We start from the raw sequence: 23,957 nt of genomic DNA, 5'->3' as shown, positions 1-23,957 counted from the left end.
CCTGGCGGGTCAGATCACGGCCGGGTAACGTCATCCCCATCGCGGCGATCCGGGCGGTCCCGGGCCTCAGCTCATATCTGATGGCGTTGCGGGTTCGACTCCCGCCGTCGCGTCCAATTCAGACCGGCCGGCAGTCGTCGGGCGGAACCGTCAGCGGTTCCGCCCCTTCGAACGGATCAGGAGCGCCTGCGAGAGCACCAGGCAGCCCATCGCGGCGACGGTGAACCACAGGGTCGGGCTCAGCACTTCGGTGAGGATCAGCACCGCGCAGACCAGCCCGAAGAGGGCGCCGAAGAGGAGCAATCCCCACTGGATGCCGGTGCTGCTCTCGTTGCGTCGCATCCCTTCACCCTGCCAGCCCGGCACGTCGATGTCGACCTGACGTGGCCTCGTTCGGTGTGGGCGACGGGATGCTTGCGCGCCGCCTCGCGCGCCCCTAGCTTTCGGCTATGACGAACGCATGCGAGGCAGGGCGAGGGACCCGAACATGTCGCGATTGACGCAGACGCTGATCCCGCGGTCGCAGCGGCTGTCGGCCGAGGCGCTGGACGACGCAGTCAATCTGAGCGCGGGAGACACCCTCAGCAAACGTTCCGGATTCCTCATCATGCTCACGCTGTCGGGGGTCATCGCGATCGCGGGGGTGCTGACGGACTCGACGGCGACGGTGATCGGGGCGATGATCATCGCGCCGCTGGGTACGCCGATCCTCGGCATCGCCTGGGGGATCGTCACGGGGCATCTACGCCTGGTGGTGTCCTCGATCCTGTGGGTCCTCAGTGGGGTCGGCATCGTCGTCGCGCTCGGGCTGGCGCTCGCCGTCTTCGTCGCGACACCGGAGAGTCTGTCGACCAACTCGCAGGTGATCGGGCGCACGTCGCCGAGCCTGATGGATCTGATGGCCGCGCTCGCGACCGGGCTCGCCGGCGGCTTCGCGATGTGCCGGAAAGACCTCAGCGCGGTGCTGCCGGGTGTCGCGATCGCGATCTCGCTCGTACCGCCGCTCGGGGTGGTCGGAGTCTGCGCGGGGCAGGGGCAGTGGCCACAGGCCCTCGGCGCGCTCGTACCGTTCCTCTCGAACGTCTTCGCCCTGGTGATCGCCGGAAGCATCGTGTTCACGATGGCCGGTTACGCCCGCGACCCCGGATCCTCACCCACCGCCAATCGACGCCGCGCCTACGCGATCGTCGCGACTCTGAGCCTCATCATCGCCATCCCGCTCGCCGCGAACTCGATCGCCTCCGTCGCCGTCGCCCGGTGGTCGGTCGAGATCCAGAACACGACGACCGACTGGCTTGCAGGGGATACGGATGCACACATCCACGGTGCCGTGCAGTGGAGTGGACTGACCGCCACGATCTCCCTCACGACCCCCGACGGGTCGACGCCGCCGCTCGACGAGCTGCAAGAGGAGATGGCGAAGACCATTCCCTCGTACGTCGGGGTGGTCGTCGATGTGGGGCAGGGGACCGAGTTGACCGTGCGGTGAACAGCGCCCGCTGCGGCGGCTCCTACGCTCGACACGCGCGGCGCTCTGCTCTCCGTGAGCGGTGTAGTGGAACAACCCAGAGTCGAATAGGGTTGTAGCAAGTGGATCGGGAATGCTCGATCGGCGTTCGGCCTCCGGGAATCTCGGAGGCCTTTCGCTTTTACGGGTAGACCTTGAGTCCGTATCCCTCGATGCGCCCGTCGCTGGAGCGCACCAGCTTGGTGCTGATCAGATCCCAGGCGCGATTCGACTGCTCGGGACGCATCACGTGGAGTCCGATCGGTCGTGCAGTCATGTCTGCGATCTGAAGGCCCGAGCTGTTGGCGCTCTTCGGAGCGCAATGGAAGGCCAGCGTTTCGGGCATGCCCCGCATCCGGGTCGTATCCATGATTCTCCGGAATTCGAGTTCCAGATCCTGATCCTCCTTGGCTCCCCGGCTCTCGAAAACGACCCGTGCGGTCCGTCGTGCTTGTCCGCGCTGCTGAAGCTGGAGGAAGATTCGTTCCAGACCGAACTCGAGTGCGACATGGTACGGATTCACGTCGTGCCCACGTCGCGCCCGGAACTCCTCCTTGTCTATGACACACGCCACGATTCCGAACCGGGAACCCGAGATGATGCCGTTCATCCGCGCCATGAACCGAGCACGGACACTCGCATTCAAGAGGACGTCGAACGGCGGGGTCGACTTGCGGATCTCCCGCTCGTGGAAGATCACCATGTCGTGCCCGAAGAACTCGAACTTCATCCCCTGAACCTGCGGAACGACGGTCGAGATGTAGTCGTCCACCGGGAAGATGCAGAAAGAGAGCACGAACAGCGGGAACTGCGGATTGATGTTCGTGAGGCTGTGGTCTCCGCTCTCGTCGACGTAGATCACGTAGTCGCTGAACGTCGGCATGTGCTCACCGTATTTCCGCCTCGGAGCTGGGGGCGCGAACACGCCCGCGCCCCCAGCGGTATATAGCACCGCCCTTCCCGGACAAGGGGGCGATGCCCTGGCCCCCGTTAGCCCCGATGATGGAGGTATGCCTTCCGCCCATCGACCCGGTCTGCGGGTCTCGTCGGGTCTCACGATCCCCGAGGCCGAGCTGTCATGGCGCTTCTCGCGGTCGTCGGGCCCGGGAGGGCAGGGGGTGAACACCGCCGATTCGCGCGCGGAACTCGTCTGGGACGCGGCGACCTCCGCGGCACTCACCCCGTATCAGCGCGAGCGGCTCCTCGAGCGGCTGAGCGGGCGCCTGGTCGACGGGGTCCTGACGATCGCCGCGTCCGAGCATCGTGCGCAGATTCGCAACCGGGACGCGGCGCGAGATCGGCTCGTCGCCCTGGTGGCCGAGGCGCTGCGGCCACCGTCACCTCCGCGGCGGCCGACCAAGCCCAGTCGGGGCTCGAAGGAACGCCGACTGAAGGCCAAGCAGCGCCGCACCGACGTCAAGAGTCTGCGCCGTCGGCCCCGCGAGGACTGAGGTGCCGCCGCTCGCTGGATCGTCGAGCCGTCAGACCGTGCGCCAGTCGTCGCTCGAGATGCTCGCACCGGCCTGCGGGCCCATCTGCAGCATGCCGCCGTCGACGACGAGCGATGTTCCGGAGATGTAGGCCGCCTCCGGTGACGCGAGGAACGCGATGAGGGCGGCGACCTCTCGGGCGTCGCCGGGCCGCCCCAGGGGGATGCCCGGTCGATGCTCCGTGTGCGGGTCGGTGTCGGTCTGGCCGGTCATCGGCGTCGCGATCTCGCCCGGTGCCACGCTCACGGCGCTGATGCCGTGGGCGCCGAGTTCGAGTGCGAGATTCTTCATGAGTCCGTTCAGTCCGTGCTTCGCCGCGTCGTAGGCGCTGGAGCCGACCATCGGCTGGTGCGCGTGCACGCTCGTCACCGAGATCAGCCGACCGCCGCGCTCGCCGGCCACCATCGCCCGAGCCGCTCGCTGGAGGCAGAAGAACGCGCCCGTGAGGTCGGTGAGCAGCACCCGGTTCCAGTCCTCGAGGGTGAGATCGAGGAACGGCGTGCTCACGCCGGCTCCGGCGTTGTTCACGAAGACGTCGATGCCGCCCAGCTCCGCGATCAGCCCGTCGATCACATCGCCCGAGCGCGGGATGTCGGTGACATCGAGCTGTGCGACGACGGCGCGGGCGCCATGCGTGCGCACCTCTTCCGCGGTCGCCTCCGCACCCAGGCGGTCGGAGTGCCAGGTGACGCCGACGTCGATTCCCGCGGCGCCGAGCGCCACGGCGGTGGCGCGACCGATCCCGGAGTCCGCCGCCGTCACGATCGCATGCCGGGGCTTCCTGTCGTGGTGAGCTTCGAACATCTCCGCCTCCTCGTCGTCTGTCCGCTCGACGGTAGGCGCAGTGTTCGTGCCGGGCGATCGGGTTGACGGAACGGATCCGCGACGCTAGCCGCGTCCGTTCCCGCGGAGGGCTAGATCAATTTCTCGAGCCGATGTGATCACGCCTCGGGCTCGGTGATGGCTGCCTCGATCGGGCCCCACCCGCTGTCGAGCAGTCGGAAGCCCGCGTCGACGGTGGCGAGAGGGTCGTCGCTGTCATTGACGAGCAGCTGCATCTGCAGCACGAAGCGGGCGTAGACGCGGATCTCGGCCATCGGCTGGGCGAGACCGAGCTCCTCGGCGATGGCATCGGCGAGGGCGTCCTCGTGCCGGAGCCACATCTTCGCCGCGTAGTCGCGCAGCGCCGGGGTCTCGTTGAGGAAGCGCATGAAGATGCGAGTGACGTCGTTGCCGTGCTCATCGACGTTCGCGCGGAGCTCGGCGGCGTAGAAGTCGTGGATCGCGCGGTTGATCGTGCTGCCGGCCGGCCGGTCGCGCACGGCGGCCACCAGCCGGTCGCGCTGCTCGTCGTCCTCGTCGAAGACGAGGGCTTCCTTCTGCGGAAAGTGCGCGAAGACGGTGGTGGGGGAGACGTCGGCGGCGTCCGCGACCTCGCGGATGCTCACGTTGTCGAAGCCGCGCTCCAGGAACATCATCGTCGCGACGTCGGAGATCGCCTTGCGGGTCGCGGCCTTCTTCCGTTCGCGGCGCCCGAGGGGCTCTGGGGTCGTCATGCCCCTCACCCTATCGTGGACCGACCACAAAACTGGCTTGACACCAAAACTGGTATCGCTACACTTTCGGTATGACTTCACCCAACACCCTCACGCGTCGGGAACAGAACCGCGCCTGGATCATGCTCATCGTGCTGACGATGCTGACCGTCATCGGGATGACGGTCGTCCTCCCCGTCCTGCCCTTCGTCGTGCTGCAGTACGTCTCGCACGAGAGCGACCTCGCCATCTGGGTGGGAGTGCTCGAGGCGATCAACGGGCTCTGCGCCTTCCTGGCGGCTCCGTTCCTCGGGCGTCTCTCCGACCGCTTCGGCCGTCGACCCGTCATCATCGTGGCGGCATTCGGAGCGGCGTTCTCGATGGCCTTGTTCGGCATCGGCGGTGCGAGCTGGGTCCTCGTCCTCGCGCGGGTCATCCAGGGTCTGACGGCCGGCGACCTCCCCGCCCTCTTCGCCTACCTCGCCGACATCACCCCGCCCGAGCAGCGCGCCAAGCGCTTCGGCGTCCTCGGCGCGCTCTCCGGCATCGGCACCATGATCGGCCCGGGGGTCGGCGGTCTGCTCGCCGCCGTGAATCTCCAACTCCCCGTCTTCCTTACGGCCGCCGTCGCCCTCACGATCGCGATCCTCAGCATCTTCCTGCTCCCCGAGAGCCTCAAGCCCGGCAACCGCATCACCACGATCAGGCTGCGCGACGTGCAGCCGCTCGCCGTCTTCAAGGAGGCGTTCGGTCGCAAGGAGCTGCGCGGGCTGATGATCGGCTTCGGGCTGCTCGCCCTGCCGTTCGGATTCTTCGTGAACAACTTCAGCGTGCTGGCCCTCGACTCGATCCAGTGGGGCCCGACGCAGATCGGCCTGTTGACCGCGGCCGTCGGCATCATCGACATCCTCATCCAGGGCGTGCTGCTCGGCGTCCTGCTCCCGCGGATCGGCGAGCGCGGTGTGATCGTCAGCGGCATCGTCGCGCAGATGATCGGTCTCGCGGCCCTCGCGATCGTGGCCTCGATCTTCGCCCAGCCGTGGGTGTTCATCGTCGGTGCCCTCATGCTCGCGGCCGGCCAGGGTGCTTCGCAGGCCGCGATGGATGGCGCCATGTCGAACGCCGTCGGCGACGACGAACAGGGCTGGCTCGGCGGCGCGACCCAGTCGCTGAATGCGGCCATGGGGACGGTCGCTCCGCTCATCGCGGGCGGACTCTATGCGCTGGTCAGCCCCGCCGCGCCGTACTGGTTGGGTGTCGGGCTCATGATCGTCGCCGTGGTCGTGGTCAGCCGCGCCCACATCACGAACACCGCCAAGCCGCCGGTGGGCGCGGAAACGGATGCCCCGGGGAAGTCCGCCATGCAGCGTGAACCGTCGACCGGTGTATTGACAGATTGATACACGCCGTGCAGACTCTGTATCACCTGAGTGATACACGGAGGTAGGACCATGGCGGGGATCGCACTTGTCGGATACATCGTCTGCGTCGCGGCGGTGGTCGCCGTCGTATGGTTGATCGTCCGTGGCCGTCCACGGCGCACGGAGCCGCTGGCGGCATCCGTCCAGTCGCTTCTCGACGCGGCCAGGCGGCGGGCGGTGATCGCCGTCGTCTTCTCCGGTGTCGTGATCGTCGCCCTCTTCGTGGCCGGGTCCTTCCAGCAGTCGTTGGCGGGCCTTCCGATCGCTCTCGCCCCAGCCCTGGGCGGTTCAGCGGGCTTGCTTCTCTACTCCGCCACCCCGCCTCGTGCGGTCGTGGTCGCCTCCAGCGTCGCACGCGAAGCGTCCCTGACGCCTCGGACGCCTTTATCGTTCGTGCCCCGGCTGGGGGCGGGCCTGCTCGCGTCAGCCCTGATCCTCCAGGTCGCGTTCCTCATCTTCACGGGGGTGACGTCGAGCCCGGACGGATCGGGCCGCTACCGGACGATCGCCTTCCAGACCGCGGACACCGTCAGCGCCAGCAGCCCCTACCCCGGCTGGTTCTATGGTGTTCCTCTTCTCGTGGCGACCGTGGTCCTCGTGGCAGCCACGTTCCTCGCACTCTGGCGCGTCAGCTCCACGCCCGCACTGCCGCAGCGCGAGCGCGCTGACGTGGATGCCGGCTGGCGGCGGGCGACGAATCGGATCATCCTCGCCGTCAGCGGCGCGATGCTCCTCCTCCAATTCGGCGGTACCGCCCTCCAGTCCGGATCGGCGATGCACAACACGTACTTCGAGGGCGTTCCCCCGATCTGGGACGTGCTCGGTCAGACCCTTGCGGGAGCGGGGCTCGTTCTGATGGTCGGCAGCATCGTCGTCCTCACACTGGCCACGCTCTGGGCCTTCACGCTCCCGGAAAGGGCGCTCGCGGCCGGAGCACCGGCCGGTCCCCGCAACGCCGAGACCGCGCCCGCGGGACTGCCTCGATGATCACCTTCGATCCGCAGAGCAGCGTCGTCCCCTTCGAGCAGATCCGCGAACAGATCACCGACCTGATCCGCTCCGGGGACCTCGCCGACGGCCAGAGACTGCCCTCCATACGCCAACTCGCCGCGGATCTGCGCGTCGCGGCCGGCACGGTGGCGAAGGCCTACACGACCCTCGAATCCGAAGGTCTCATCGAGACCAGCAGAACTCGAGGAACCAGAGTCGCGCCGGGGAAAGCACACCCTCCAGAGGTTCAGCGTGCGGCGAAGCGCTATGTGAGCAGCCTCGGCGACCTCGATCTCGATCTCGACCAGGCCCTCGGCGCCGTCCGGACCGCCTGGCTCGCACTGCACTCCCAGACGCCCGCGTCGCCCTGAGCAGATCCGGGGCATTCGGGCGTCGCCTGGTTTCGTCAGCGGGCATCCGCCGTGTGGGGGACCGGTCGCGGGAGTTCTCGCAGTCTGTCGATCGATGCGAGCAGCTCTTCGGGGGAAACCCCGAGGTCGCCGAGTGCCTCGGCGGCCGCCGCACTGAACCCGCCGGTATCGATCCGCAGGCGCGCGACGTTCGTGACGAGCCCCTTCTCGTTCGTGACCCAGTTGCCGGCGGAGGCGTGCCACGCGTGCGCGGTGAGCATGGTCGTCGTGGTCCCGCACAGCGAAACGTAGGCGACGTCACCGGACTTCGCGCCCTTCACGGCGGCGTTCAGCAGGAAGTCGACCTGCCAGAGGTTCGCGAGGAAAGCGTCCCGCAGAGCCTCCGGGTAGGGGGTCACGCTGCGAGCCAGCCCGACCAGGAGCCCCTCCGGATCACGCAGCGGCACGCTCGTCGCGACCTCACCGGCGTAGGCGACGTCGAGGAAGCCGAGCGGATGCCCCGGCTGGGCGTGGAAGGCGAACTCGCCCCTCGCCGCGCGGGCGCACTGCGCCGCCACTCGGTCCACGTCGCGGAGGATGAGGTCGACCGGCACGCCGTCGACGATCAGCCAGGCGCCGCCGTCGACCCATGGCCCCCATCCGCCGCGTTCGGCGACCTCGACGGGCGCACCCGTCCAGCTGCTCGCGACGCGTGCGACGCCGGCGCGATCGACGTCAGCGTCCACGTAGAGACCCAGATCGATGTCGGAGTCCGGGCGATGCGTGCCTCGGGCTCGGCTACCTCCCAGCGCGACTGCCCGCACCCCGTGCACGGTGGTGAGTTCGTCGGCCATGGAGCGGAGGCGGTCTTCATCGAGCACGACACCGATCGTACTCACGCGGTGGTCCGGTTTTATCCGCGCTCGGGCGTTATCCGGAAAACGTAATAGGCCGACCCGCCTCCGGTGTGTGTCAGTCGGCCACGGGCTCCGCAGGCAAGGTGACCGGGACCCCGGTATCGCGAACGAGATAGACCCAGGGGAAAGCCCTGCACCCGATCTCCCATCCTTCGGCGCGCTCGGATGCTCGCAGCGGACGCCACACGCTCCTGCGATGTTCCCAGCGAGTGTCGCTGCGGCGCATGCGATGCGCAGAGGATTCAGCGCCGATCGTGTGCCACCCTTCCAGGCCCGCGAGGTCCAGTTCGGCCATCTCGTCGAATACGCTCACCGGGCCGAGCCAGCGCTCGTCCTCATCCAGGTCCGCTGCGGTGCTCGGGTGGCCGAATCGCTGTTGCGCGGCCTGGCGGGACATGTTCAGTTCGGCGCCGATGGTCGCCCAGCTCGCGCCGGCGGCACGTGCGGCGTGGACGGCTCGCTGCAGGATTGCGCGCACCTCTTCATCTGCGCGGGCGCTGGCGGCGATCAGCGCGACGTGGTCCTCGAGGGCGAGGAGCGGTTTGTCGGCGGCGCCGGCGTCGTCGAGAACGGCATGCCCGATGGCATCGCCGAGAGTGCTCACTCGATGGTTCCTCGACTCGGAAGCCACTGGGGGCGATCCCGACGGCGGAAGCCGTTGCCGAATCCCCAGAAATAGGCCCCGACGAGCATTCCGCCGACTGCGGCGCCTTGCATGAACCCGCCGCCGAATCCATCCAGATCGAACCCGATGGACAAGATGAGCGTCAGCGCCCCTGCCGCGAGGAGCGCGAGCCCGATTCGTTGGGCGAGTCGGATGGAGAGTGGTGCGGTTTGCGGAGAGTCGACCATGTGTGTCAACTTACAGTTGACACACATGCGCGTCAATCTCTCGTTGACATCTACCGGTCGTCAGTCTTTCCCGCCGCCGCGCACGAGTTCGAGCCCGGCGCCGGCGAACTGCCGCAGCGTGGCATCCGGAAGGAACGCCCGCGTGAGCGCGCCGCCGATGCGGGTGAGGTCGCTCTCGTCGCGGAAAAGGAGATACATGGTCTCGTAGCGCGGATGGAACTTCTGCTTGAAGCGGTGCAGCGAACCGAAGCCGTAGACCGGTTCCAGAGCATCCGCGAGGCGGTCACTCAGCGCGGCGATCACGCCGGCGTCCGGCGGATAGTCGTGGGCGAGGGGAGCGCCGGAGAGCGACATGATCTCGGCCCCCTCCTCGGAGAACTGCTTCGCTGAGGAGCCGATCAGGTACTCCATCACCGGGCCGAACCCGCCGTCGCGGCGTCGCATCAGATCGAGGGTCCACCCGCGCACCGCGCCGTCGCCGCCGTAGACCGGGAGCCACGAGAGGAAGCCGTCGACGTCGCCGTTGGGGGCCATCGCCAGCGCGAGCCGCACCTCCGGGTCCTCGGCCTCATCCAGCGTGCCGAGGGTGAAGCGCATCTCGGGCAGATCCTTGTCGCCGACCCAGGCCTCGGAGATCGCACGCAACTGCTGCTGCACGCCCCATGACTCGGATTTCAGGTGCGTCATCCGGAAGGTCATGTCCTCGCGGCCGGCCTTGTTGAGCGAGGTCCGCACCGAGTTCCACCGCTTGCCCGTGAACTCGAGCCCCGGCAGGTCGACGATCGTATCGTCGGCCACGACGATGCTGCGCCAGGTCGAGGGCACCGCAGCGCGGGTGGCCTCGTCGGCGCTGAAGAAGCACGGCACGAGACCCGCCTGCTCGGCGGTGCGGATGAACTCCGTCACCGCCTCGGTGCGAGCATCCGCCGGTCCGATCGGATCCGCCAGCGCCAGGGCGACGCCGTTGCGGCGCTGGTACGCGACGATGCCCCGGGCCACGCGCGCGTAGCTGTTGCCGTCCCAGGTCGTCATCCACGACAGCGTCCCTCCGCCATGCGTGCGCAGCTCCTTCTTCATGTCCTCGGCCGTGGGGGAGGGCTGGATGCCGAGCTTCGTCTGGCGTCGGGCCCCGAACGCCCGGCGCACCCGGATGAGGTAGACGAGCATGATCAACCAGAGGAATCCGTTCGCCAAGGCGAGCTCGGTCTCGCCGTCCCAGCGGAAGTCGACTTGCGCCTGGCTGAAGACCGTGATGAGGGCGAGCACGAGGGCCGCGACCAGGATGTTGAAGAGTCCGAGCAGCAGCGCGATCACCCACGTCCAGCGGCGGCCGCGGCGCAGGCCGTTGACGAGCACGAGGATCACGACGAGGTCGATCGCGAGGTCGATGAATCCCCCGGACGCGGGCTCGGTGGGACCGAACGGACCATCGGTGGGCAGGAGGGTCGTGATGATCTCGACCGCGCCGAGGACGAGGATCGCGACGACGGCGATCAGTCTCTGCTCGCGGACGGTCGTGCGCTGCACCCGCAGTGAGCGGTCGACAGCGAGGATCAGCAGCACCGCCAGCAGGTGCTCGAGGTCGGCCAGCTGGCCCCAGAAAAGCATCGCGATGAATACGAAGCCGAGCAGGATCAGCCAGCCGCGCACCCGCCAGGGTGGACGGAAGAGGCCGACGGCGGCGGCGATGCAGGCCATGGTCCCACCGGATGCTCCGACGTCGAGCGCCTGCGCCTGGGTCGTGGCCCACTCCCAGGGGAACTGCGAGAGCACGAGGAGCAGCAGCGCGGTGGCGAAGATCGCGAACAGCTGACCGATCCAGTAGTAGGCGAGTGCCACGCGCGATCCGCGCCGGAACTCCAGGTACGCCATCCCCCAGAATCCGGCGATGGTGAACACGTACACCCACGGCCGGTTGACGAAGAAGGTGCCGGTCAGGGGCGTCCACCACCTGCCGTCGGCGAAGTTGGGGAGCCCGTAGGCGACTTCCGGGAACAGCTTCGTGTCTTCGAAGGGCGCCCACAGTCCGCCCCAGACGAGCCCGACCACGAGGATCAGCGCCACCATCGTGAGCGTCGCCGGGATGCGGCGTGCGAAGGCGAGTGCCGGATGCCGCGAGGGGGAGCGCTCCGCTGTCATGCGCTCAGCGTAGCGAGCGGTGCAGATCGATCACGGCTATTCGCCGCGCAGCACCCGGCGGAGGTCCGCGACCTCGTCGTTCGTCATGCCGCCGCTGCGCAGGTAACCCGAGGCGTCGCCGTGGTTCGCGTCGATCCAGTCCAGGGCCGCCTCGATCGCCGACGCAGGAGACTCGGTCGCGAGCGTCTTGAGTGCGGGAGTGAGGGGGACGCCGAGGGAGGTGATGAGCCCGGTGAGCGCTTCCGCGAAACCGAGAGCGAGGTTCTTCTCCGTCTGCGTGTAGTCCTCGACGATCGCCTCGCGCGGCACGCCGGCCACCGACAGCAGGATCGCCGCGGCGAGTCCGGTGCGATCCTTTCCCGCGGTGCAGTGGAACAGCACTCCGGGGTGGTCGGTGCGAGAGGCGTCGAGCACGGTGCGCGCCACCGTCGCGAACTGCACGGCGCTGGCCTCGAGGATCGCCACGTACAGCCCCTCCAGCGTCGGCACCTGCTTCAGCACGTCGGCGACCTGGGTCACCGACAGGCTCGCACCACCGGCGGCGGGAAGCAGCTGCTTGACCATCTCGTCCATGGCGCCGCCCTGCATCGGAAGGGGCAGCAGGGTGACGCTGCCGTCTTCGGGAAGCCGGTCCGCCGCGCGGGAGCGCTCGCCGTCGGTGCGCAGGTCGATCACGGTCCCGATGCGGAGGTCGACGAGCTCCTGCAGCCCCTCGTCGGTGAGCCCTGCGAGGGCGTCGGAGCGAAAGAGGAGTCCGGAGGCGAGCGTCCCTCCGCCGGTGAGCGGGAGCCCGGTGAGCTCTCGAGCGTTGTGCGTCCCCTGCAGAATCGACGTCAGTTCCATGGTCGTCCGGGCCCTCTCCCTGATTTTGGTCTCAGCGTATCGGGAGTACCGCCGAGACCCCGGCTTCTCGCCGAGACCCCCTCGTGTTGCGGTGCGCACCGCGGGGTGTCGGCGAGAGGCCGGGGTCTCGACAGCGTCAGAGGCGCGCGGACTCAGCCGTTGACGGCCTGATCGATCGCCTGCTCGAGGTCGTCCCACTCCTGCAGCTCGACCTTCCGGCCGTCGACGAAGAACGACGGGGTGCTGCTCACCTCGAGCTTCTCGCCGTCGCTCTTGTCGGCCTGCACGCGTTCCTCGGTCGCGGGGTCGGCGATCGCGGCGTCGTACGCGTCCATGTCGAGCCCCAGGTCCTCGGCGAACGCGCGGAACACCTCGGGGGTCTCCTCGGTCTGACCGCCCCACTGCGCCTGGGTCTCGAACAGCCGGTGGTACATGTCCTCGAATCGGTCCTGCTGCGCCGCGGCTTCGGCGGCGAGCGCAGCCTGGGTGGAGTTGATGTGCCCCGGCAGCGGGAAGTAGCGGACGACGTAGGTGATCTCGCCGTCGAACTTCCCGCGCAGCTCTTCGACGATCGGGTAGAACGCCCCGCACGCCTCGCACTCGAAGTCGAGGAACTCGACCACGGTGACGGCGCCCTCGCCGCCGTCGTCGAGTACATGCGAATCGGTGCGGACGGTCGGTCGCTCCTCGCCTTCGGGTGGCGCGGTCGCCGCCTTCTGGTTGAGGGCGAACACGATGCCGACGATCAGCAGCACGATGACGACGGCGATGGCGACCAGGGTCGCTTTGACAGAGTTCTTCATGGGGTCTCCAGACGCAGGGGTACGACGGGGGTGGATGCCGCGTGAGGCGGCTCGATGCGGGCGTCGGGGATCAGGTGCGGGAGATCGAGAGCTGTGTGAGGGAGAGGGCGGGGACGACGATGCGCGGGCCGGCCCGGCTCGGCGACGTCAGACGGGGAATGCGGGTGCCGAGGGGCCGGGAGTCGCGGCCGCGGAGCCGGAGGAACAGCAGCACCAGCGCGACGCCGCACAGCACGGCGAGCACGCAGACGCCGAAGTCGGAGGAGAGCACGTCGAGGGCCGTTGCACTGTCGGCGCCGTCGTCGGCGGCTGCGGTGCCGGCCGAGGGGGAGACGCCGGACGCGAGGCAGAGGGTGGCGTGCACATCGGCCGGTCCGTGGGAGCTGGACCAGGCGCCGATCACGAGCAGGAGCGCGAGGCCGACGGCGGTGATCACACGGGCGATCAGCATCCGGTCAGCCCGCGCTCGCGGCATCCGATCCAGCGATGAGGGCAGCATTTCCCGCGCAGTCTAGCAACGGCGCCTCTGCCTCTCCGGGGCCCGTGCGTCGCTGACCCGCCTACACTGGAGGGGTGGCGAGACTACTGATCGTCGGCGGCTTCCTCGCCGCCGTGTTCTGGGTGTACAGCATCGTCGATTGCGCAGTGCAGCCGGCGACGCGGCACCGGGGTGTGTCCAAGGCCGCCTGGATCGCGATCGTGGTGCTGCTCCCCGTGATCGGTGGGATCCTGTGGTTCGTGATCGGCCGGCGCCGTGCGAACGACAGCGGGGTGCGCCCCGTCATCGCGCCGGACGACGACCCGGCGTTCCTGCGCAGCATCAGCAAGACCGAGCAGGATGCGCGCATCCGCCGCCTCGAAGAGGAGCTCGCCCGTCTGGACGAGGAGACCGACGAGCCTCCCGCCTCGGACCCGCGCCCGTGACGTCGTCGCCGGCGATGGATGCCGCGGCGTCCCTGCTCGCCGACCTGGTCGCGCACGGTGTGCGTGACATCGTGCTGTCCCCGGGGTCGCGGTCGCAGGCGCTCGCGCTCGCTGCCGCGCGCTTCGCCGACGACGGGCACGTGCGGTTGCACGTGCGCATCGATGAACGGGTCGCCGGGTTCACCGCGCTCGGGATCGCCCGGGAGACGGGTGCGCCCGCCGCGGTGATCTGCACTTCGGGCACGGCCGTCGCCAACCTCCTTCCCGCGGTGCTGGAGGCGTTCCACTCCGGTGTGCCGCTGCTGCTGCTGACCGCTGATCGCCCACCCGAGCTGCGGGGGGTCGGCGCGAATCAGGCGACGCTCCAGGACGGCCTCTTCCATCCCTGGGTGCGAGAGCAGGTCGATGCCCCCGTGCCGGGAGAGGGCGACTGGGCAGGGCTCGCCGAGCGCGCCGTGACGGCCGCGACGGGTGTGCGCCAGGTCGACGGTGCACTGCCCGGCGTCGCAGGACCCGTGCACCTGAACCTCCCCGCCAGAGAGCCGCTCTCGGGCACGCTCTCCGCGGTCACCGTCACTCCCGGCGAGGTGCCGGCTCAACCAGCGGCGGAGTCGTTCGAACTCGAGCGTGGTCCGCGGACGATCGTGATCGCCGGCGCCGATGCGGGCGCCGACGCCGAGGAGATCGCCTATGCGGGCGGCTGGCCCTTGATCGCGGAGATCGTCAGCGGTGCGCGGTTCGGGCGACAGCTCGTGCACGGATACCGTCGGCTGCTGTCGCGCGAAGACCTCGGCGGGCGGATCGAGCGTGTCGTCGTGCTCGGCCACCCGACTCTCAGCCGTGAGGCGGCAGCCCTCCTCTCGCGCGCGGATGTCGACGTGATCGCGGTGCGCCGCGGAGGGGAGGAGCTGAACCTCAACCACCGCACCCGTGCCGTCAGCGCCGTGTCCGTCGCGCCCGGACCCGGCGATCGTGCCTGGCTCGGTGAATGGCTCCAGGCCTCGGCCGCCGAGGTCGTCGACCTGAGCGAGAACGCCCCCGACCCTGACGGGCTGGCCTCCACGGACTTCGCCGCCCGCAGAGAAGCCGTCAGGGCCGAGCTCGATGCCGTCCGTCGTCCGCTCGACCGCGCGCTCCTGGTCGATGCCGTGTGGCGGGCGACCTGGCCCCACGACCGGCTCGTGTTCGGTTCGTCCCGGCTGGTGCGCGTCGCCGACCAGGTGCTCGGCGGCAAGAAGGTGCCCGTGCACGCCAACCGCGGGCTCGCCGGGATCGACGGCACGATCGCGACGGCGACCGGTATCGCGCTCGCCAGCCAGGCGGCCGGAGCCCCCGGGGTGACGAGGGTGCTGCTGGGCGACCTCGCCTTCCTGCACGACGTCGGTGCGCTGCTGCTGCCTCCGGATGAGACCGAGCCCCGGCTCCAGGTCATCGTCGGCAACGACGGCGGCGGCACCATCTTCGATTCCTTGGAGGTCGCAGGGTCCGCGCATCCTGCCGATCTCGATCGGGCGTTCTACACCCCGCACACCGTGCGCCTGGAGCAGCTCGCCCTCGCCTACGGGTGGGAGTACCAGAGGGTCACGACCCGCACTGCACTCGACCAGGCGCTGACCTCCCCGCGCGGTGGCCGCCAGATCATCGAGGTCCCGCTGCCGCGTTGACTGGCAGTATGTGCGTATGGACGCGCACACCTGGACGCAGACGCTGCGAGTGGGCGAGGGATTCCGCCTCGCCGACCTCGACCCCGACACCAAGCCCGGATACGTCGGCGGCAAGTCGCACGGCGCCCGCGACCTCGCGGCAGGGCTCGAGAAGCTGAACGACCTGCAGGAGCGGTTGTTCGCCGAGAGCCGGGTCGGAGAGGCGAACGACGCCGTCCTGCTGGTGCTGCAGGCGATGGACTCGGCGGGCAAGGGCGGCATCGTGCGGCACGTCGTCGGCGGCGTCGACCCACAGGGCGTCGCGCTCGCCGCGTTCAAGGCGCCGACGCCCGAGGAGCGCAGCCACGACTTCCTCTGGCGCGTCGAGAAGCGTCTGCCCGAGCCGGGCTTCATCGGCGTCTTCGACCGCTCCCACTATGAAGACGTCCTGATCGGGAAGGTCCGCGAGCTGGCGGACGGCCCGGAGATCGAACGCCGCTACGACGCCATCAACGAGTTCGAGGCCCGTGTCGCGGCATCCGGCACCCGCATCATCAAGGTCATGCTGCACATCTCGCCGGAGGAGCAGAAGGAGCGGCTCATGGAGCGGCTCGACCGCCCCGACAAGCACTGGAAGTACAACCCCGGCGATGTCGACGAGCGGATGCTGTGGCCGCAGTACATGCAGGCGTACCAGACGGTGTTCGACCGGACCTCCACCGAGATCGCCCCGTGGCACGTCATCCCGGCGAACGCCAAGTGGTACGCGCGCCTCGCGGTGCAGGAGCTGCTGCTCGCGGCGCTCGAGGACATCGACCCGCAGTGGCCGCTCGCCGACTTCGACGTCGAGGCCGAGAAGAAGCGTCTCGCCGCGAGCTGAGCAGGCTCAGGCCAGCGCGTCGACCAGCGGCCGGAACTTGACCCGCGTCTCGAGCAGCTCGCTCTCGGGGTCGGAGCCCGCGACGATCCCGGCGCCGGCGTACGCGGTCACCCCGATCGAATCCGAGCCTGCGGTGAACTGGGCGCAGCGCAGCGCGATCGCCCACTCGCCGTTGCCCGCGGCGTCCACCCAGCCGACCGGGCCGGCGTAGCGTCCGCGGTCGAAGGGCTCGAGGTCCCGGATGGCGGCGATGGCCGCAGGGGTCGGAGTGCCGGCGACAGCGGCGGTCGGATGCAGCACCTGCACCAGGTCGAGCGCCGACTCGCCGTCTGCGAGCTCGCCCTCGACGTCGGTCGCGAGGTGGAAGAGGTTCGGCAGCTTCAACAGGAACGGCTGCTCGCTGGCGGCCAGCGCCCGGGTGTGGGAGCGCAGCGAGGCGAGCACGCTCTGCACGGCGTACTGGTGCTCGTCGAGATCTTTCGTGCTCGAGGCGAGGTGGGAGGATGCCGCGGTGTCGGCATCCGCGTCCGCCCCGCGGCCGATGGTGCCGGCGAGCACACGAGCGGTCACCGTGCCGTCGTGCACCGTGACGAGGGTCTCCGGGCTCGCGCCGATCAGCCCGTCCACTGCGAAGGCCCAGGTGTCGGGGTAGCCGGTCGACAGGGCGCGCACGAGTCGGCGCAGGTCCGACCCCGAAGGGATGCTGCCGGTGAGGTCGCGCGCCAGCACGACCTTGCTCAGCTCCCCGTCGGCGATGCGGGCGAGGGCTCGACGCACCGAATCCTGGTATCCCTGCGGGCTCTGAGCTCCCGGTCCCACGGTGCCGGCCCAGTGCGGGCCGTACGGCTGCGTGGCAAAAGCCTCGTCGGCGGCGGGCGATCCGGCGAGACGGATGCGGGTCTCCCAGAAGCGATCGCCGTGACGCCCGAGCACCTGACTCGGCACGACGAGCACACTGTCCGCTGCCGATTCCTCGTCGAAGGCGAACGCGCCGAACGCCACCAGCCCGCTGCCGGGCAGGCCCACGGGGTCGGAGATCTCGGCCTGGGCGGTCATCTCGCGCCAGAGGGCCGCGAGCACGGCGGTGCGTGATTCTCCGGCGCCCGCAGTAGGGCGGACCTCGGCCACCGGTTCCCCCACAGCGACGATGCCGTCTCCGCGCCGCAGCCAGGCGAGCGGGCGGGCGGGATCCGCGTAGGCGAGGAGGTCTTCGACCGGCTCGATCTCTCGGGTCTCCACGACCAGGTGGGTGGTGTGCACGCATCCAGCCTATGCCGCACAGGAGCCACGGATCCGCGCCGTCGTAGGGTGAACGGATGAGCGACGCACGCCCCGCACCCGGCACCGAGATGGTCTTCCAGTGGCGCAAGTGGGACGGGTCGCCGCATTGGCGGCACGAGTGCGTGTACCTCGGCGCCGACGAGTGGGGCGACTGGATCGGGCAGCCGGTGGGCTGGCACAGCTTCCGACCGGGCGCCGAGTTCCATGCCGGAGGGCCCAACATCACGCTCGTTCCGGCGAGCGGCGATCACGCCGTGACGGTGAACCGTCGCCACCGCCGCGGCATGCGTATCTACATCGACCTCGGTTGGGACATCCACTGGTCCGACGACCCGCTCCTCGCGACCGGCATCGACATGGATCTCGATGTCGTGCGCGTCGCCGGGGCTCGCGGCACCTGGGTCGACGACCGTGACGAGTGGGCGGAGCACAGCGCCCGCTACGGCTATCCGGCCGACGTCATGGAGCACCTCGAGACGCTCGCGCTCGACCTCGAGGAACGGGTCCGCGCGCAGGTCGCCCCGTTCGACGATGCCACCGCCGATCCGTGGCTCGACCGCCTCGAAGCCCTGGGGCTCGCGCCTAGACTGAAGGCGTGACTTCGAACGAGAAGAACCGCGCCGATCTCGGCAAGGACCCCGCCCGCGTCAGCGGCATGTTCGACCAGGTCGCCGCCGGGTACGACCGCACGAACACGGCCATGACCTTCGGCAACGACGTGCTGTGGCGCGCGGCGACCACCCGTGCCGTCGCCCCGAAGCCGGGGGAGCGGATCCTCGATCTCGGCGCCGGCACCGCGTCGTCGTCGGCGTCTCTCGCGCGGAGCGGCGCCGAGGTGGTCGCGGCCGACTTCTCGCCCGGGATGCTGGCCGAGGGGGAGCGCCGCCACGGCGCGATGCGCAATCTTTCCTTCGTGCAGGCGGATGCCACGGCGCTGCCGTTCGCGGACGGCGAGTTCGACGCGGTCACGATGTCGTATGCGCTGCGCAACGTCAACGACCCGAAGAAGGCACTGAGCGAGTTGTATCGGGTGACCAAACCCGGTGGCCGGCTCGTGATCAACGAGTTCTCCACACCCCCCGGCAAGCTGTTCCGCGGTGCGTACCGCTTCTATAACGCGCAGGTGCTGCCCCGCGTCGCCCGGGTGGCGGGGACCAACGGCGACGCGTACGACTACCTGAACGAGTCGATCCGCGAGTGGCCCGACCAGAAGAAGCTGTCGGCCTGGATCCGTGAAGCGGGCTGGAGCGATGTGGCCTACCGCAACCTCACGTTCGGCATCGTGGCGCTGCACCGAGCGCGCAAGCCCGCGTGAGCGCCTCGCACGCAACTGCGGCATCCCGGCGCAGGTAGGCTGGGACCGTGACTTCGAGCCCCATCGCCCCGGGTTCGCGGCTGGCGAGCCGTCTGGGGTTCAGCGACCGCGTCTTCATCGGCCCTGCCGCACGCAAGGTCGCCCGCGCGATCGAAGACGGCCTCGAGCTCGTCGAGACCGGCCTCGCGGAAGACGTCCGCGTCGCAGACCCGTTGGCGGATGCCGCCAGCCGCTATCTCTACGAGGCGGGTGGCAAGCGCATCCGCCCGGTGCTCACGCTCCTCGCCGCTCAACTCGGTGACGGCAACGCCTCCGAGGTGATCGATGTCGCCAAGGCGCTGGAGATCACCCACCTGGGCTCGCTCTATCACGATGACGTCATGGACGGCGCCGACCGCCGGCGTGGCGTGCCGGCGGCGCATGCGGTGTGGGGCAACAACATCGCCATCCTCACGGGCGACATCCTCTTCTCCCGCGCCAGCCAGCTGATGTCCCGGCTGGGCGAACGCGCGATCCGGCTCCAGGCCGACACGTTCGAGCGCCTGGTCCTCGGTCAGATGCACGAGACCCTCGGTCCGCAGCAGGATGACGACCCGATCGCGTTCTACATCCAGGTGCTCGCCGACAAGACCGGCTCGCTCATCGCCGCCGCCACGCAGGGCGGTGTGATCTTCTCCAACGCGCCGAGCGAGTACGAGGAGCCGCTGCGCGTGTACGGCGAGAAGATCGGCGTCGCGTTCCAGCTGCTCGACGATGTGATCGACCTGTCGGCCAAGCCCGAAGAGACCGGGAAGGTGCCCGGCACGGATCTGCGGGCGGGCGTCCCGACCATGCCCTACCTGCTGCTGAAGGCCGAGCACGATGACGCCGCCGTCGACCTCGCCGCGCGCATCGACGACGGGGTGGCCCTCATCGCCGATGGCGCAGACCCCTCGATCCTCGACGGCCCCCTCGACGAGCTGCGCGATCACCTGGTGACGCAGAAGACCCTCGAGCTCGCGCACGCGTGGACGCGGGATGCCGTCGATGCGCTCGCACCGCTGCCGCGTGGCACCGTGCGCGAGGCACTGACCCGATTCGCAGAGACCCTCGCCGAACGCTCCAGCTGACTGCTCGCGGCCTTCGGGTCGCGCGCCGGCTGTCTCGGCATATGAAAGGACCTCCCATGACCAAGCTCAGACTGGCCATCGTCGGTGCGGGCCCCGCCGGGATCTACGCGGCGGACATCCTGCTGAAGGCCGAGCGCAAGTTCGACGTCTCGATCGACCTCTTCGAGCAGCTCCCTGCTCCGTACGGACTCGTCCGCTACGGCGTCGCCCCCGACCACCCCCGCATCAAGGGCATCGTCAACGCGCTGCGCGACGTGCTCGACCGCGGCGACATCCGCCTGTTCGGCAACGTGCGCTTCGGTGAGGACATCACCCTCGACGACCTGAAGAAGCACTACAACGCCGTCATCTTCGCGACGGGAGCCATCCGCGACACGTCGCTGGACATCCCCGGGATCGATGCCGTCGCCTCCTACGGCGCCGCGGACTACGTCAGCTGGTTCGACGGACACCCCGACGTGCCGCGCGAGTGGCCGCTGGATGCCGCATCCGTCGGGGTGCTCGGCAACGGCAACGTGGCACTCGACGTCGCGCGCATGCTCGCCAAGCACGCAGAGGACCTGCTCGTCACCGAGGTGCCGGCCAATGTCTACGAGGGTCTCAAGGCCAGCGAGATCACCGACGTGCACGTCTTCGGCCGCCGCGGTCCCGCGCAGGTGAAGTTCACGCCGCTGGAGCTCCGCGAGCTCGGCGAGCTGCGCGATGTCGACATGGTCGTCTACGACGAGGACTTCGACTACGACGAGGCTGCGAAGGATGCCGTCGCCAGCAACAAGCAGGTCATGGTCATCGACCGCATCCTGCAGTCCTGGCGCAAGCGCGACTCGGTCAACAACGCCGGGGGCACGGCCTCGCGTCGTCTGCACCTGCACTTCTGGGCGCGACCGGTCGAGGTGCGCAAGGACGAGAACGGTCGCGTCGCGGCACTGGTCTACGAGCGCACGCAGCCCGACGGTCAGGGCGGTGCGGTGGGAACCGGCGAGCTGCGCGAAGTGCCGATCCAGGCGCTGTACCGCGCGATCGGGTACTTCGGCTCGCCATTGCCCGGCGTGCCCTTCGACAAGAAGCACGGTGTGATCCCGAACCGCGAGGGCCAGGTGCTCGCGAAGGACTCGAACGAGCGCGTCCCCGGTATCTATGCCACCGGATGGATCAAGCGCGGCCCGGTGGGTCTGATCGGACACACCAAGTCCGACGCGATGGAGACCGTGCGGCACATCATCAACGACCAGGGCTCCTGGTGGCACCCGGAGGATCCCTCCGAGGAGTCCATCGTCGAACTGCTGCAGGAGCGCGGCGTCCGCTGGACCGACCTGGACGGATGGCACCGTCTCGACGAGCATGAGATCTCCCTCGGGGCGCCCGAGGAGCGCGCCCGCGTCAAGGTGGTCCCGCGCGACGAGATGGTGCGCGTCTCCCGCGGCGAGTAGGCGGTTCGCCTCCGCTGCCCGGGGAATCGTCGGCTAGCCTGGCGACGACGGGGGAGGCAGGCATGACCGGATGGGTCCCGGATGTTCTCGGGGATGAGTTTCAGCAGCTGACCCTCGAACTCGGCACAGACGAGCAGGGTCCGGTGGTGGCGACCCTCGTCCGCGCGCTTCCTGCCGAGCCGGACCTCTGGAAACGCATCCGCGGTCGATGGCCGCTGCTCGACGGCGTCGACGTGCTCTACGTGCACGGCTGGTCCGACTACTTCTTCCAGAAGCGGCTCGCGCGTTTCTGGACCTCGCGCGGAGCCCGCTTCTTCGCTCTCGATCTCCGCAAGTACGGCCGCAGCCTTCGCGACGGGCAGACGCCGGGCTACGTCGCCGACCTCGCCACCTACGACGAAGACATCGGTGCGGCATTGGACGCCATGGGGCGAGGCGAGGGCGGCGCCGAGTCTTCACGGCGCCTGGTGCTGCTCGGGCATTCGACCGGCGGGCTCATCCTCAGTCTCTGGGCTTCACGCCACGCCGGTGCGGCGGATGCCGTGATCCTGAACAGCCCCTGGCTGGAGTTCCAGTTCGCGCCGGCGCGCGCGGCGATCGCCCCCATGGTGGAGCTGCAGGCGCGGATCCGACCGATGGAGGCGGCGCCGCAGGTCGATCTCGGTTTCTACACCCGTGCACAGCAGGAGGTCGCCGACCCGGATGATCCGATGGAGGTGAATCCACTCTGGCGCCCGGCACAGACCATGGCCGTGTACGCGGGCTGGCTGCACGCGATCCTCTCCGGACACAAGACCGTGGCGGCAGGGTTGGCGATCACCTCTCCGGTGTGCGTGCTGCTCTCTTCGCGGTTCGTGCCCCCGACGCGGTGGTCGGAAGAGCTCACCGCCGCTGATTCCGTGCTCGTCGTCGACGACATCGCGCGCGCGGCGCTGCGTCTCGGGACGAGCGTCACGGTGGAGCGCATCGACGGTGCGCTCCACGACGTCTTCCTCTCGCGCCATGACGCGCGCGAAGATGCCTATCGACGCCTCGAGCGCTGGGTCACGGGCTGGCGAGCGGCGACCTGAGCTCGCGTCACAGGTAGTACATCGTCCGGACGAGGCGCTCCGCTTCGTCGCCGTCCCCACTGCGGACAGCTGCCGCGAAGGCGACGTACACATCGCGCATGCGGGCGTGGTCGGCCCGGGGGACCACCCAGTCGCGGAGGTTGCGGAACAGGACCATGCTCGCGTCTTCCATCAGCGTGCGATGCTGCGCGTTGCCGCTCCGATCCCCGAGATACGAGAACACGGCCCATCGGGCGTCTGAAGTCGTCTCCGCCTTCTCGAGGGATGCGTGCATCCCGGCGACGAGACGGACGACGTGATCGCGTTGCGCGTCGCTGATCCGCGGCACGGCCAGGCGCGCGGCGATCCCCGCCTGGTACCCGGCGAACTCGAGGGACTGCGCGATCGTCTCCGAGGTCACCTCGGTCACCTCGGTGTACCGGCTCGGATACATCGTCACCATCCCCAGCCGCTCCAGACGCTGAAGCGCCTCGCGGACGGGTGTTCGCGACACGTGGAGCTCCTCGGCCACGTCGACGTCGCGGATGCGTTCGCCGGCCTCGAGCGTGCCCTCGATGATCTGTCTGCCCAGGTGGTGGAACACCTCTTCGGCCAGAAGCTGCTTGCTCTCGCCGACACTCGTCGATCCGATAATGCTCATGGACCTGCCCCCAGTTGCCCTTCATTTCCCGAGCATCCCCATGATTCGCCCCGGGTGGGCCACCACATCATGAGTCGCGTCGGTTCCCAACACGATCTACGCCTGTCGTCGCGTGTGGGGGCACACGGCTGTCGGCGACCTTTCCAGTCTTGGCCACTCGGGCCCATATTCCGGTATGCGATCCTACTGCTCCGCCCTGGAAGACCGAAGTCGCGCCCGTGGGCAGACGAAAGGCCCCACTCGGTCGTGCGCCGAGTGGGGCCTTTCGTCGTGCAGGTGGGAGGCCCGCCTAGCGGTAGTTGATGAACTGCAGATCGAGATCGAGGTCGGCGCCCTTCAGAAGGGCGATGACCGACTGCAGGTCATCGCGGCTCTTGGACTGCACGCGCAGTTCGTCGCCCTGGATTTGGCTCTTGACGCCCTTGGGGCCCTCGTCGCGGATGATCTTGTTGATCTTCTTCGCGTTCTCAGACGAGATGCCGTCCTTGAGCGTCGAGACGATGCGGAACTCCTTGCCGCTGGCGAACGGGTCGCCCGACTCGAGGCTCTTCAGCGAGATGCCGCGCTTGATGAGCTTGGACTGGAACACGTCGAGCACGGCCTTCGCCCGCTCCTCGGTGTTCGCGATGATGAGGATGCTCTCGCCGCTCCAGGCGATCGACGCGCCGGTGCCCTTGAAGTCGTAGCGCTGCTCGATCTCCTTGCGGGCCTGGTTCAGGGCGTTCTCGGCCTCCTGATGATCGACCTTCGAGACGATGTCAAATGAGCTGTCAGCCATGGTTTCATCCTACTCAGGGGCTGAGCGCGTACACATCGTC

27 protein-coding genes and 1 tRNA gene are annotated in these 23,957 nt (G+C 69.0%); 14 read left to right on the top strand and 14 right to left on the bottom strand.

Going from position 1 to position 23,957, the window contains the following annotated elements; translation table 11 throughout:
* The first annotated feature begins 40 nt into the window (after positions 1 to 40).
* Positions 41 to 116, top strand: a tRNA-Met gene (locus tag AC6CHX_RS14550).
* A 34-nt stretch (positions 117 to 150) separates the two neighbouring features.
* Here AC6CHX_RS14550 and AC6CHX_RS14545 read toward each other — a convergent pair.
* Positions 151 to 342, bottom strand: coding sequence for a hypothetical protein (locus tag AC6CHX_RS14545; RefSeq protein WP_498273370.1), 192 nt, complete (start codon positions 340 to 342; stop codon positions 151 to 153).
* A gap of 145 nt (positions 343 to 487) precedes the next feature.
* On the opposite strand from AC6CHX_RS14545, the gene AC6CHX_RS14540 reads away from it, so the two are divergent.
* On the top strand, positions 488 to 1,489 hold the full coding sequence (locus AC6CHX_RS14540; protein WP_498273369.1) for a TIGR00341 family protein: 1,002 nt from the start codon (positions 488 to 490) through the stop codon (positions 1,487 to 1,489).
* Positions 1,490 to 1,649: 160 nt separating this feature from the next.
* On the opposite strand, the gene AC6CHX_RS14535 is transcribed toward AC6CHX_RS14540, so the two are convergent.
* Positions 1,650 to 2,390: a DUF3800 domain-containing protein gene (locus AC6CHX_RS14535; RefSeq protein ID WP_498273368.1), complete on the bottom strand. Its 741-nt coding sequence runs from the start codon at positions 2,388 to 2,390 to the stop codon at positions 1,650 to 1,652.
* A gap of 127 nt (positions 2,391 to 2,517) precedes the next feature.
* On the opposite strand from AC6CHX_RS14535, the gene arfB reads away from it, so the two are divergent.
* Entirely contained in the window at positions 2,518 to 2,958 is a 441-nt protein-coding gene (gene arfB, locus AC6CHX_RS14530; RefSeq protein ID WP_498273367.1) for an alternative ribosome rescue aminoacyl-tRNA hydrolase ArfB, read from the top strand.
* Between the two features lie 30 nt (positions 2,959 to 2,988).
* Here the strand turns inward: arfB and AC6CHX_RS14525 are convergent, their stop codons facing one another.
* Positions 2,989 to 3,801, bottom strand: a complete 813-nt coding sequence (locus AC6CHX_RS14525) for an SDR family oxidoreductase (RefSeq protein WP_498273366.1) — start codon at positions 3,799 to 3,801, stop codon at positions 2,989 to 2,991.
* A gap of 137 nt (positions 3,802 to 3,938) precedes the next feature.
* Positions 3,939 to 4,553 carry a TetR/AcrR family transcriptional regulator gene (locus tag AC6CHX_RS14520; RefSeq protein WP_498273365.1) on the bottom strand — a complete coding sequence of 205 codons (615 nt, stop codon included), beginning with the start codon at positions 4,551 to 4,553 and terminating at the stop codon, positions 3,939 to 3,941.
* 71 nt (positions 4,554 to 4,624) lie between these two features.
* Between AC6CHX_RS14520 and AC6CHX_RS14515 the strand changes: the two genes are divergently transcribed.
* From AC6CHX_RS14515 to AC6CHX_RS14505, 3 genes are read left to right on the top strand one after another with little or no spacing between them, the layout of a single operon-like run.
* The gene (locus tag AC6CHX_RS14515; protein ID WP_498273364.1) at positions 4,625 to 5,932 is read left to right on the top strand and encodes an MFS transporter; all 1,308 of its coding nucleotides are present in this window, start codon (positions 4,625 to 4,627) and stop codon (positions 5,930 to 5,932) included.
* Between the two features lie 51 nt (positions 5,933 to 5,983).
* Entirely contained in the window at positions 5,984 to 6,940 is a 957-nt protein-coding gene (locus AC6CHX_RS14510; protein ID WP_498273363.1) for a hypothetical protein, read from the top strand.
* Positions 6,937 to 7,314, top strand: coding sequence for a GntR family transcriptional regulator (locus AC6CHX_RS14505; RefSeq protein WP_498273362.1), 378 nt, complete (start codon positions 6,937 to 6,939; stop codon positions 7,312 to 7,314). The genes AC6CHX_RS14510 and AC6CHX_RS14505 overlap by 4 nt, the downstream gene beginning before the upstream one ends.
* Before the next feature lie 35 nt (positions 7,315 to 7,349).
* On the opposite strand, the gene AC6CHX_RS14500 is transcribed toward AC6CHX_RS14505, so the two are convergent.
* From AC6CHX_RS14500 to AC6CHX_RS14470, 7 genes are all read right to left on the bottom strand, one after another.
* The gene (locus AC6CHX_RS14500; RefSeq protein ID WP_498273361.1) at positions 7,350 to 8,174 is read right to left on the bottom strand and encodes a nucleotidyltransferase domain-containing protein; all 825 of its coding nucleotides are present in this window, start codon (positions 8,172 to 8,174) and stop codon (positions 7,350 to 7,352) included.
* 91 nt (positions 8,175 to 8,265) lie between these two features.
* The gene (locus AC6CHX_RS14495) at positions 8,266 to 8,814 is read right to left on the bottom strand and encodes a hypothetical protein (RefSeq protein ID WP_498273360.1); all 549 of its coding nucleotides are present in this window, start codon (positions 8,812 to 8,814) and stop codon (positions 8,266 to 8,268) included.
* Entirely contained in the window at positions 8,811 to 9,062 is a 252-nt protein-coding gene (locus AC6CHX_RS14490) for a hypothetical protein (RefSeq protein WP_498273359.1), read from the bottom strand. The genes AC6CHX_RS14495 and AC6CHX_RS14490 overlap by 4 nt, the downstream gene beginning before the upstream one ends.
* A gap of 60 nt (positions 9,063 to 9,122) precedes the next feature.
* Complete coding sequence (locus AC6CHX_RS14485) at positions 9,123 to 11,201, bottom strand: bifunctional lysylphosphatidylglycerol flippase/synthetase MprF (RefSeq protein ID WP_498273358.1); 2,079 nt, start codon at positions 11,199 to 11,201, stop codon at positions 9,123 to 9,125.
* Between the two features lie 36 nt (positions 11,202 to 11,237).
* A complete protein-coding gene (locus AC6CHX_RS14480) occupies positions 11,238 to 12,044 on the bottom strand; it encodes a tyrosine-protein phosphatase (protein ID WP_498273357.1) in 807 nt (268 codons plus the stop codon).
* Positions 12,045 to 12,196: 152 nt separating this feature from the next.
* A complete protein-coding gene (locus AC6CHX_RS14475; protein ID WP_498273356.1) occupies positions 12,197 to 12,847 on the bottom strand; it encodes a DsbA family protein in 651 nt (216 codons plus the stop codon).
* A gap of 70 nt (positions 12,848 to 12,917) precedes the next feature.
* On the bottom strand, positions 12,918 to 13,346 hold the full coding sequence (locus AC6CHX_RS14470; RefSeq protein WP_498273355.1) for a hypothetical protein: 429 nt from the start codon (positions 13,344 to 13,346) through the stop codon (positions 12,918 to 12,920).
* Positions 13,347 to 13,420: 74 nt separating this feature from the next.
* On the opposite strand from AC6CHX_RS14470, the gene AC6CHX_RS14465 reads away from it, so the two are divergent.
* Genes AC6CHX_RS14465 through AC6CHX_RS14455 form a run of 3 tightly spaced genes read left to right on the top strand, consistent with a single transcriptional unit; the run spans position 13,421 to position 16,294 of the window.
* Entirely contained in the window at positions 13,421 to 13,771 is a 351-nt protein-coding gene (locus AC6CHX_RS14465; protein WP_136041333.1) for a PLD nuclease N-terminal domain-containing protein, read from the top strand.
* Positions 13,772 to 13,785: 14 nt separating this feature from the next.
* Complete coding sequence (menD, locus tag AC6CHX_RS14460) at positions 13,786 to 15,435, top strand: 2-succinyl-5-enolpyruvyl-6-hydroxy-3-cyclohexene-1-carboxylic-acid synthase (RefSeq protein WP_498273595.1); 1,650 nt, start codon at positions 13,786 to 13,788, stop codon at positions 15,433 to 15,435.
* Positions 15,436 to 15,451: 16 nt separating this feature from the next.
* Positions 15,452 to 16,294 carry a polyphosphate kinase 2 family protein gene (locus AC6CHX_RS14455; protein ID WP_498273354.1) on the top strand — a complete coding sequence of 281 codons (843 nt, stop codon included), beginning with the start codon at positions 15,452 to 15,454 and terminating at the stop codon, positions 16,292 to 16,294.
* 6 nt (positions 16,295 to 16,300) lie between these two features.
* Here AC6CHX_RS14455 and AC6CHX_RS14450 read toward each other — a convergent pair whose 3' ends face one another.
* Entirely contained in the window at positions 16,301 to 17,554 is a 1,254-nt protein-coding gene (locus tag AC6CHX_RS14450) for an isochorismate synthase (RefSeq protein ID WP_498273353.1), read from the bottom strand.
* Positions 17,555 to 17,610: 56 nt separating this feature from the next.
* Here AC6CHX_RS14450 and AC6CHX_RS14445 point away from each other — a divergent pair, with 56 nt between their 5' ends.
* The 5 genes from AC6CHX_RS14445 to AC6CHX_RS14425 all read left to right on the top strand — a co-directional run bounded on the left by AC6CHX_RS14445 (position 17,611) and on the right by AC6CHX_RS14425 (position 22,499).
* The gene (locus AC6CHX_RS14445; protein ID WP_498273352.1) at positions 17,611 to 18,174 is read left to right on the top strand and encodes a DUF402 domain-containing protein; all 564 of its coding nucleotides are present in this window, start codon (positions 17,611 to 17,613) and stop codon (positions 18,172 to 18,174) included.
* Positions 18,171 to 18,890, top strand: a complete 720-nt coding sequence (locus AC6CHX_RS14440; RefSeq protein ID WP_136041329.1) for a class I SAM-dependent methyltransferase — start codon at positions 18,171 to 18,173, stop codon at positions 18,888 to 18,890. Before AC6CHX_RS14445 ends, AC6CHX_RS14440 begins: the two co-directional genes overlap by 4 nt.
* A 47-nt stretch (positions 18,891 to 18,937) precedes the next feature.
* Positions 18,938 to 19,999 (top strand): polyprenyl synthetase family protein, encoded by a 1,062-nt coding sequence (locus AC6CHX_RS14435; protein WP_498273351.1) that lies wholly within the window; start codon positions 18,938 to 18,940, stop codon positions 19,997 to 19,999.
* 56 nt (positions 20,000 to 20,055) lie between these two features.
* Positions 20,056 to 21,429: an FAD-dependent oxidoreductase gene (locus AC6CHX_RS14430; RefSeq protein WP_452326662.1), complete on the top strand. Its 1,374-nt coding sequence runs from the start codon at positions 20,056 to 20,058 to the stop codon at positions 21,427 to 21,429.
* A 62-nt stretch (positions 21,430 to 21,491) separates the two neighbouring features.
* Complete coding sequence (locus AC6CHX_RS14425) at positions 21,492 to 22,499, top strand: alpha/beta hydrolase (RefSeq protein WP_498273350.1); 1,008 nt, start codon at positions 21,492 to 21,494, stop codon at positions 22,497 to 22,499.
* 7 nt (positions 22,500 to 22,506) lie between these two features.
* On the opposite strand, the gene AC6CHX_RS14420 is transcribed toward AC6CHX_RS14425, so the two are convergent.
* Positions 22,507 to 23,139: a GntR family transcriptional regulator gene (locus AC6CHX_RS14420; protein ID WP_452326660.1), complete on the bottom strand. Its 633-nt coding sequence runs from the start codon at positions 23,137 to 23,139 to the stop codon at positions 22,507 to 22,509.
* A 289-nt stretch (positions 23,140 to 23,428) separates the two neighbouring features.
* On the bottom strand, positions 23,429 to 23,917 hold the full coding sequence (locus tag AC6CHX_RS14415) for a YajQ family cyclic di-GMP-binding protein (protein ID WP_017829222.1): 489 nt from the start codon (positions 23,915 to 23,917) through the stop codon (positions 23,429 to 23,431).
* Between the last annotated feature and the right edge of the window lie 40 nt (positions 23,918 to 23,957).

Source organism: Microbacterium sp. GQ128 (assembly GCF_059758615.1).
This window is presented reverse-complemented; position numbering and strand designations above follow the sequence as displayed.

Bases quoted from the DNA above. Each gene is read 5' to 3' on its own strand.
- AC6CHX_RS14420 (WP_452326660.1), bottom strand. From the start codon at position 23,139: ATGAGCATTATCGGATCGACGAGTGTCGGCGAGAGCAAGCAGCTTCTG.
- AC6CHX_RS14455 (WP_498273354.1), top strand. From the start codon at position 15,452: ATGGACGCGCACACCTGGACGCAGACGCTGCGAGTGGGCGAGGGATTC.
- AC6CHX_RS14480 (WP_498273357.1), bottom strand. From the start codon at position 12,044: ATGGAACTGACGTCGATTCTGCAGGGGACGCACAACGCTCGAGAGCTC.
- AC6CHX_RS14545 (WP_498273370.1), bottom strand. From the start codon at position 342: ATGCGACGCAACGAGAGCAGCACCGGCATCCAGTGGGGATTGCTCCTC.
- AC6CHX_RS14535 (WP_498273368.1), bottom strand. From the start codon at position 2,390: ATGCCGACGTTCAGCGACTACGTGATCTACGTCGACGAGAGCGGAGAC.
- AC6CHX_RS14485 (WP_498273358.1), bottom strand. From the start codon at position 11,201: ATGACAGCGGAGCGCTCCCCCTCGCGGCATCCGGCACTCGCCTTCGCA.
- AC6CHX_RS14430 (WP_452326662.1), top strand. From the start codon at position 20,056: ATGACCAAGCTCAGACTGGCCATCGTCGGTGCGGGCCCCGCCGGGATC.
- AC6CHX_RS14515 (WP_498273364.1), top strand. From the start codon at position 4,625: ATGACTTCACCCAACACCCTCACGCGTCGGGAACAGAACCGCGCCTGG.
- AC6CHX_RS14425 (WP_498273350.1), top strand. From the start codon at position 21,492: ATGACCGGATGGGTCCCGGATGTTCTCGGGGATGAGTTTCAGCAGCTG.
- AC6CHX_RS14525 (WP_498273366.1), bottom strand. From the start codon at position 3,801: ATGTTCGAAGCTCACCACGACAGGAAGCCCCGGCATGCGATCGTGACG.
- AC6CHX_RS14510 (WP_498273363.1), top strand. From the start codon at position 5,984: ATGGCGGGGATCGCACTTGTCGGATACATCGTCTGCGTCGCGGCGGTG.
- AC6CHX_RS14445 (WP_498273352.1), top strand. From the start codon at position 17,611: ATGAGCGACGCACGCCCCGCACCCGGCACCGAGATGGTCTTCCAGTGG.
- arfB (WP_498273367.1), top strand. From the start codon at position 2,518: ATGCCTTCCGCCCATCGACCCGGTCTGCGGGTCTCGTCGGGTCTCACG.
- menD (WP_498273595.1), top strand. From the start codon at position 13,786: ATGGATGCCGCGGCGTCCCTGCTCGCCGACCTGGTCGCGCACGGTGTG.
- AC6CHX_RS14505 (WP_498273362.1), top strand. From the start codon at position 6,937: ATGATCACCTTCGATCCGCAGAGCAGCGTCGTCCCCTTCGAGCAGATC.
- AC6CHX_RS14490 (WP_498273359.1), bottom strand. From the start codon at position 9,062: ATGGTCGACTCTCCGCAAACCGCACCACTCTCCATCCGACTCGCCCAA.
- AC6CHX_RS14520 (WP_498273365.1), bottom strand. From the start codon at position 4,553: ATGACGACCCCAGAGCCCCTCGGGCGCCGCGAACGGAAGAAGGCCGCG.
- AC6CHX_RS14540 (WP_498273369.1), top strand. From the start codon at position 488: ATGTCGCGATTGACGCAGACGCTGATCCCGCGGTCGCAGCGGCTGTCG.
- AC6CHX_RS14415 (WP_017829222.1), bottom strand. From the start codon at position 23,917: ATGGCTGACAGCTCATTTGACATCGTCTCGAAGGTCGATCATCAGGAG.
- AC6CHX_RS14475 (WP_498273356.1), bottom strand. From the start codon at position 12,847: ATGAAGAACTCTGTCAAAGCGACCCTGGTCGCCATCGCCGTCGTCATC.
- AC6CHX_RS14470 (WP_498273355.1), bottom strand. From the start codon at position 13,346: ATGCTGCCCTCATCGCTGGATCGGATGCCGCGAGCGCGGGCTGACCGG.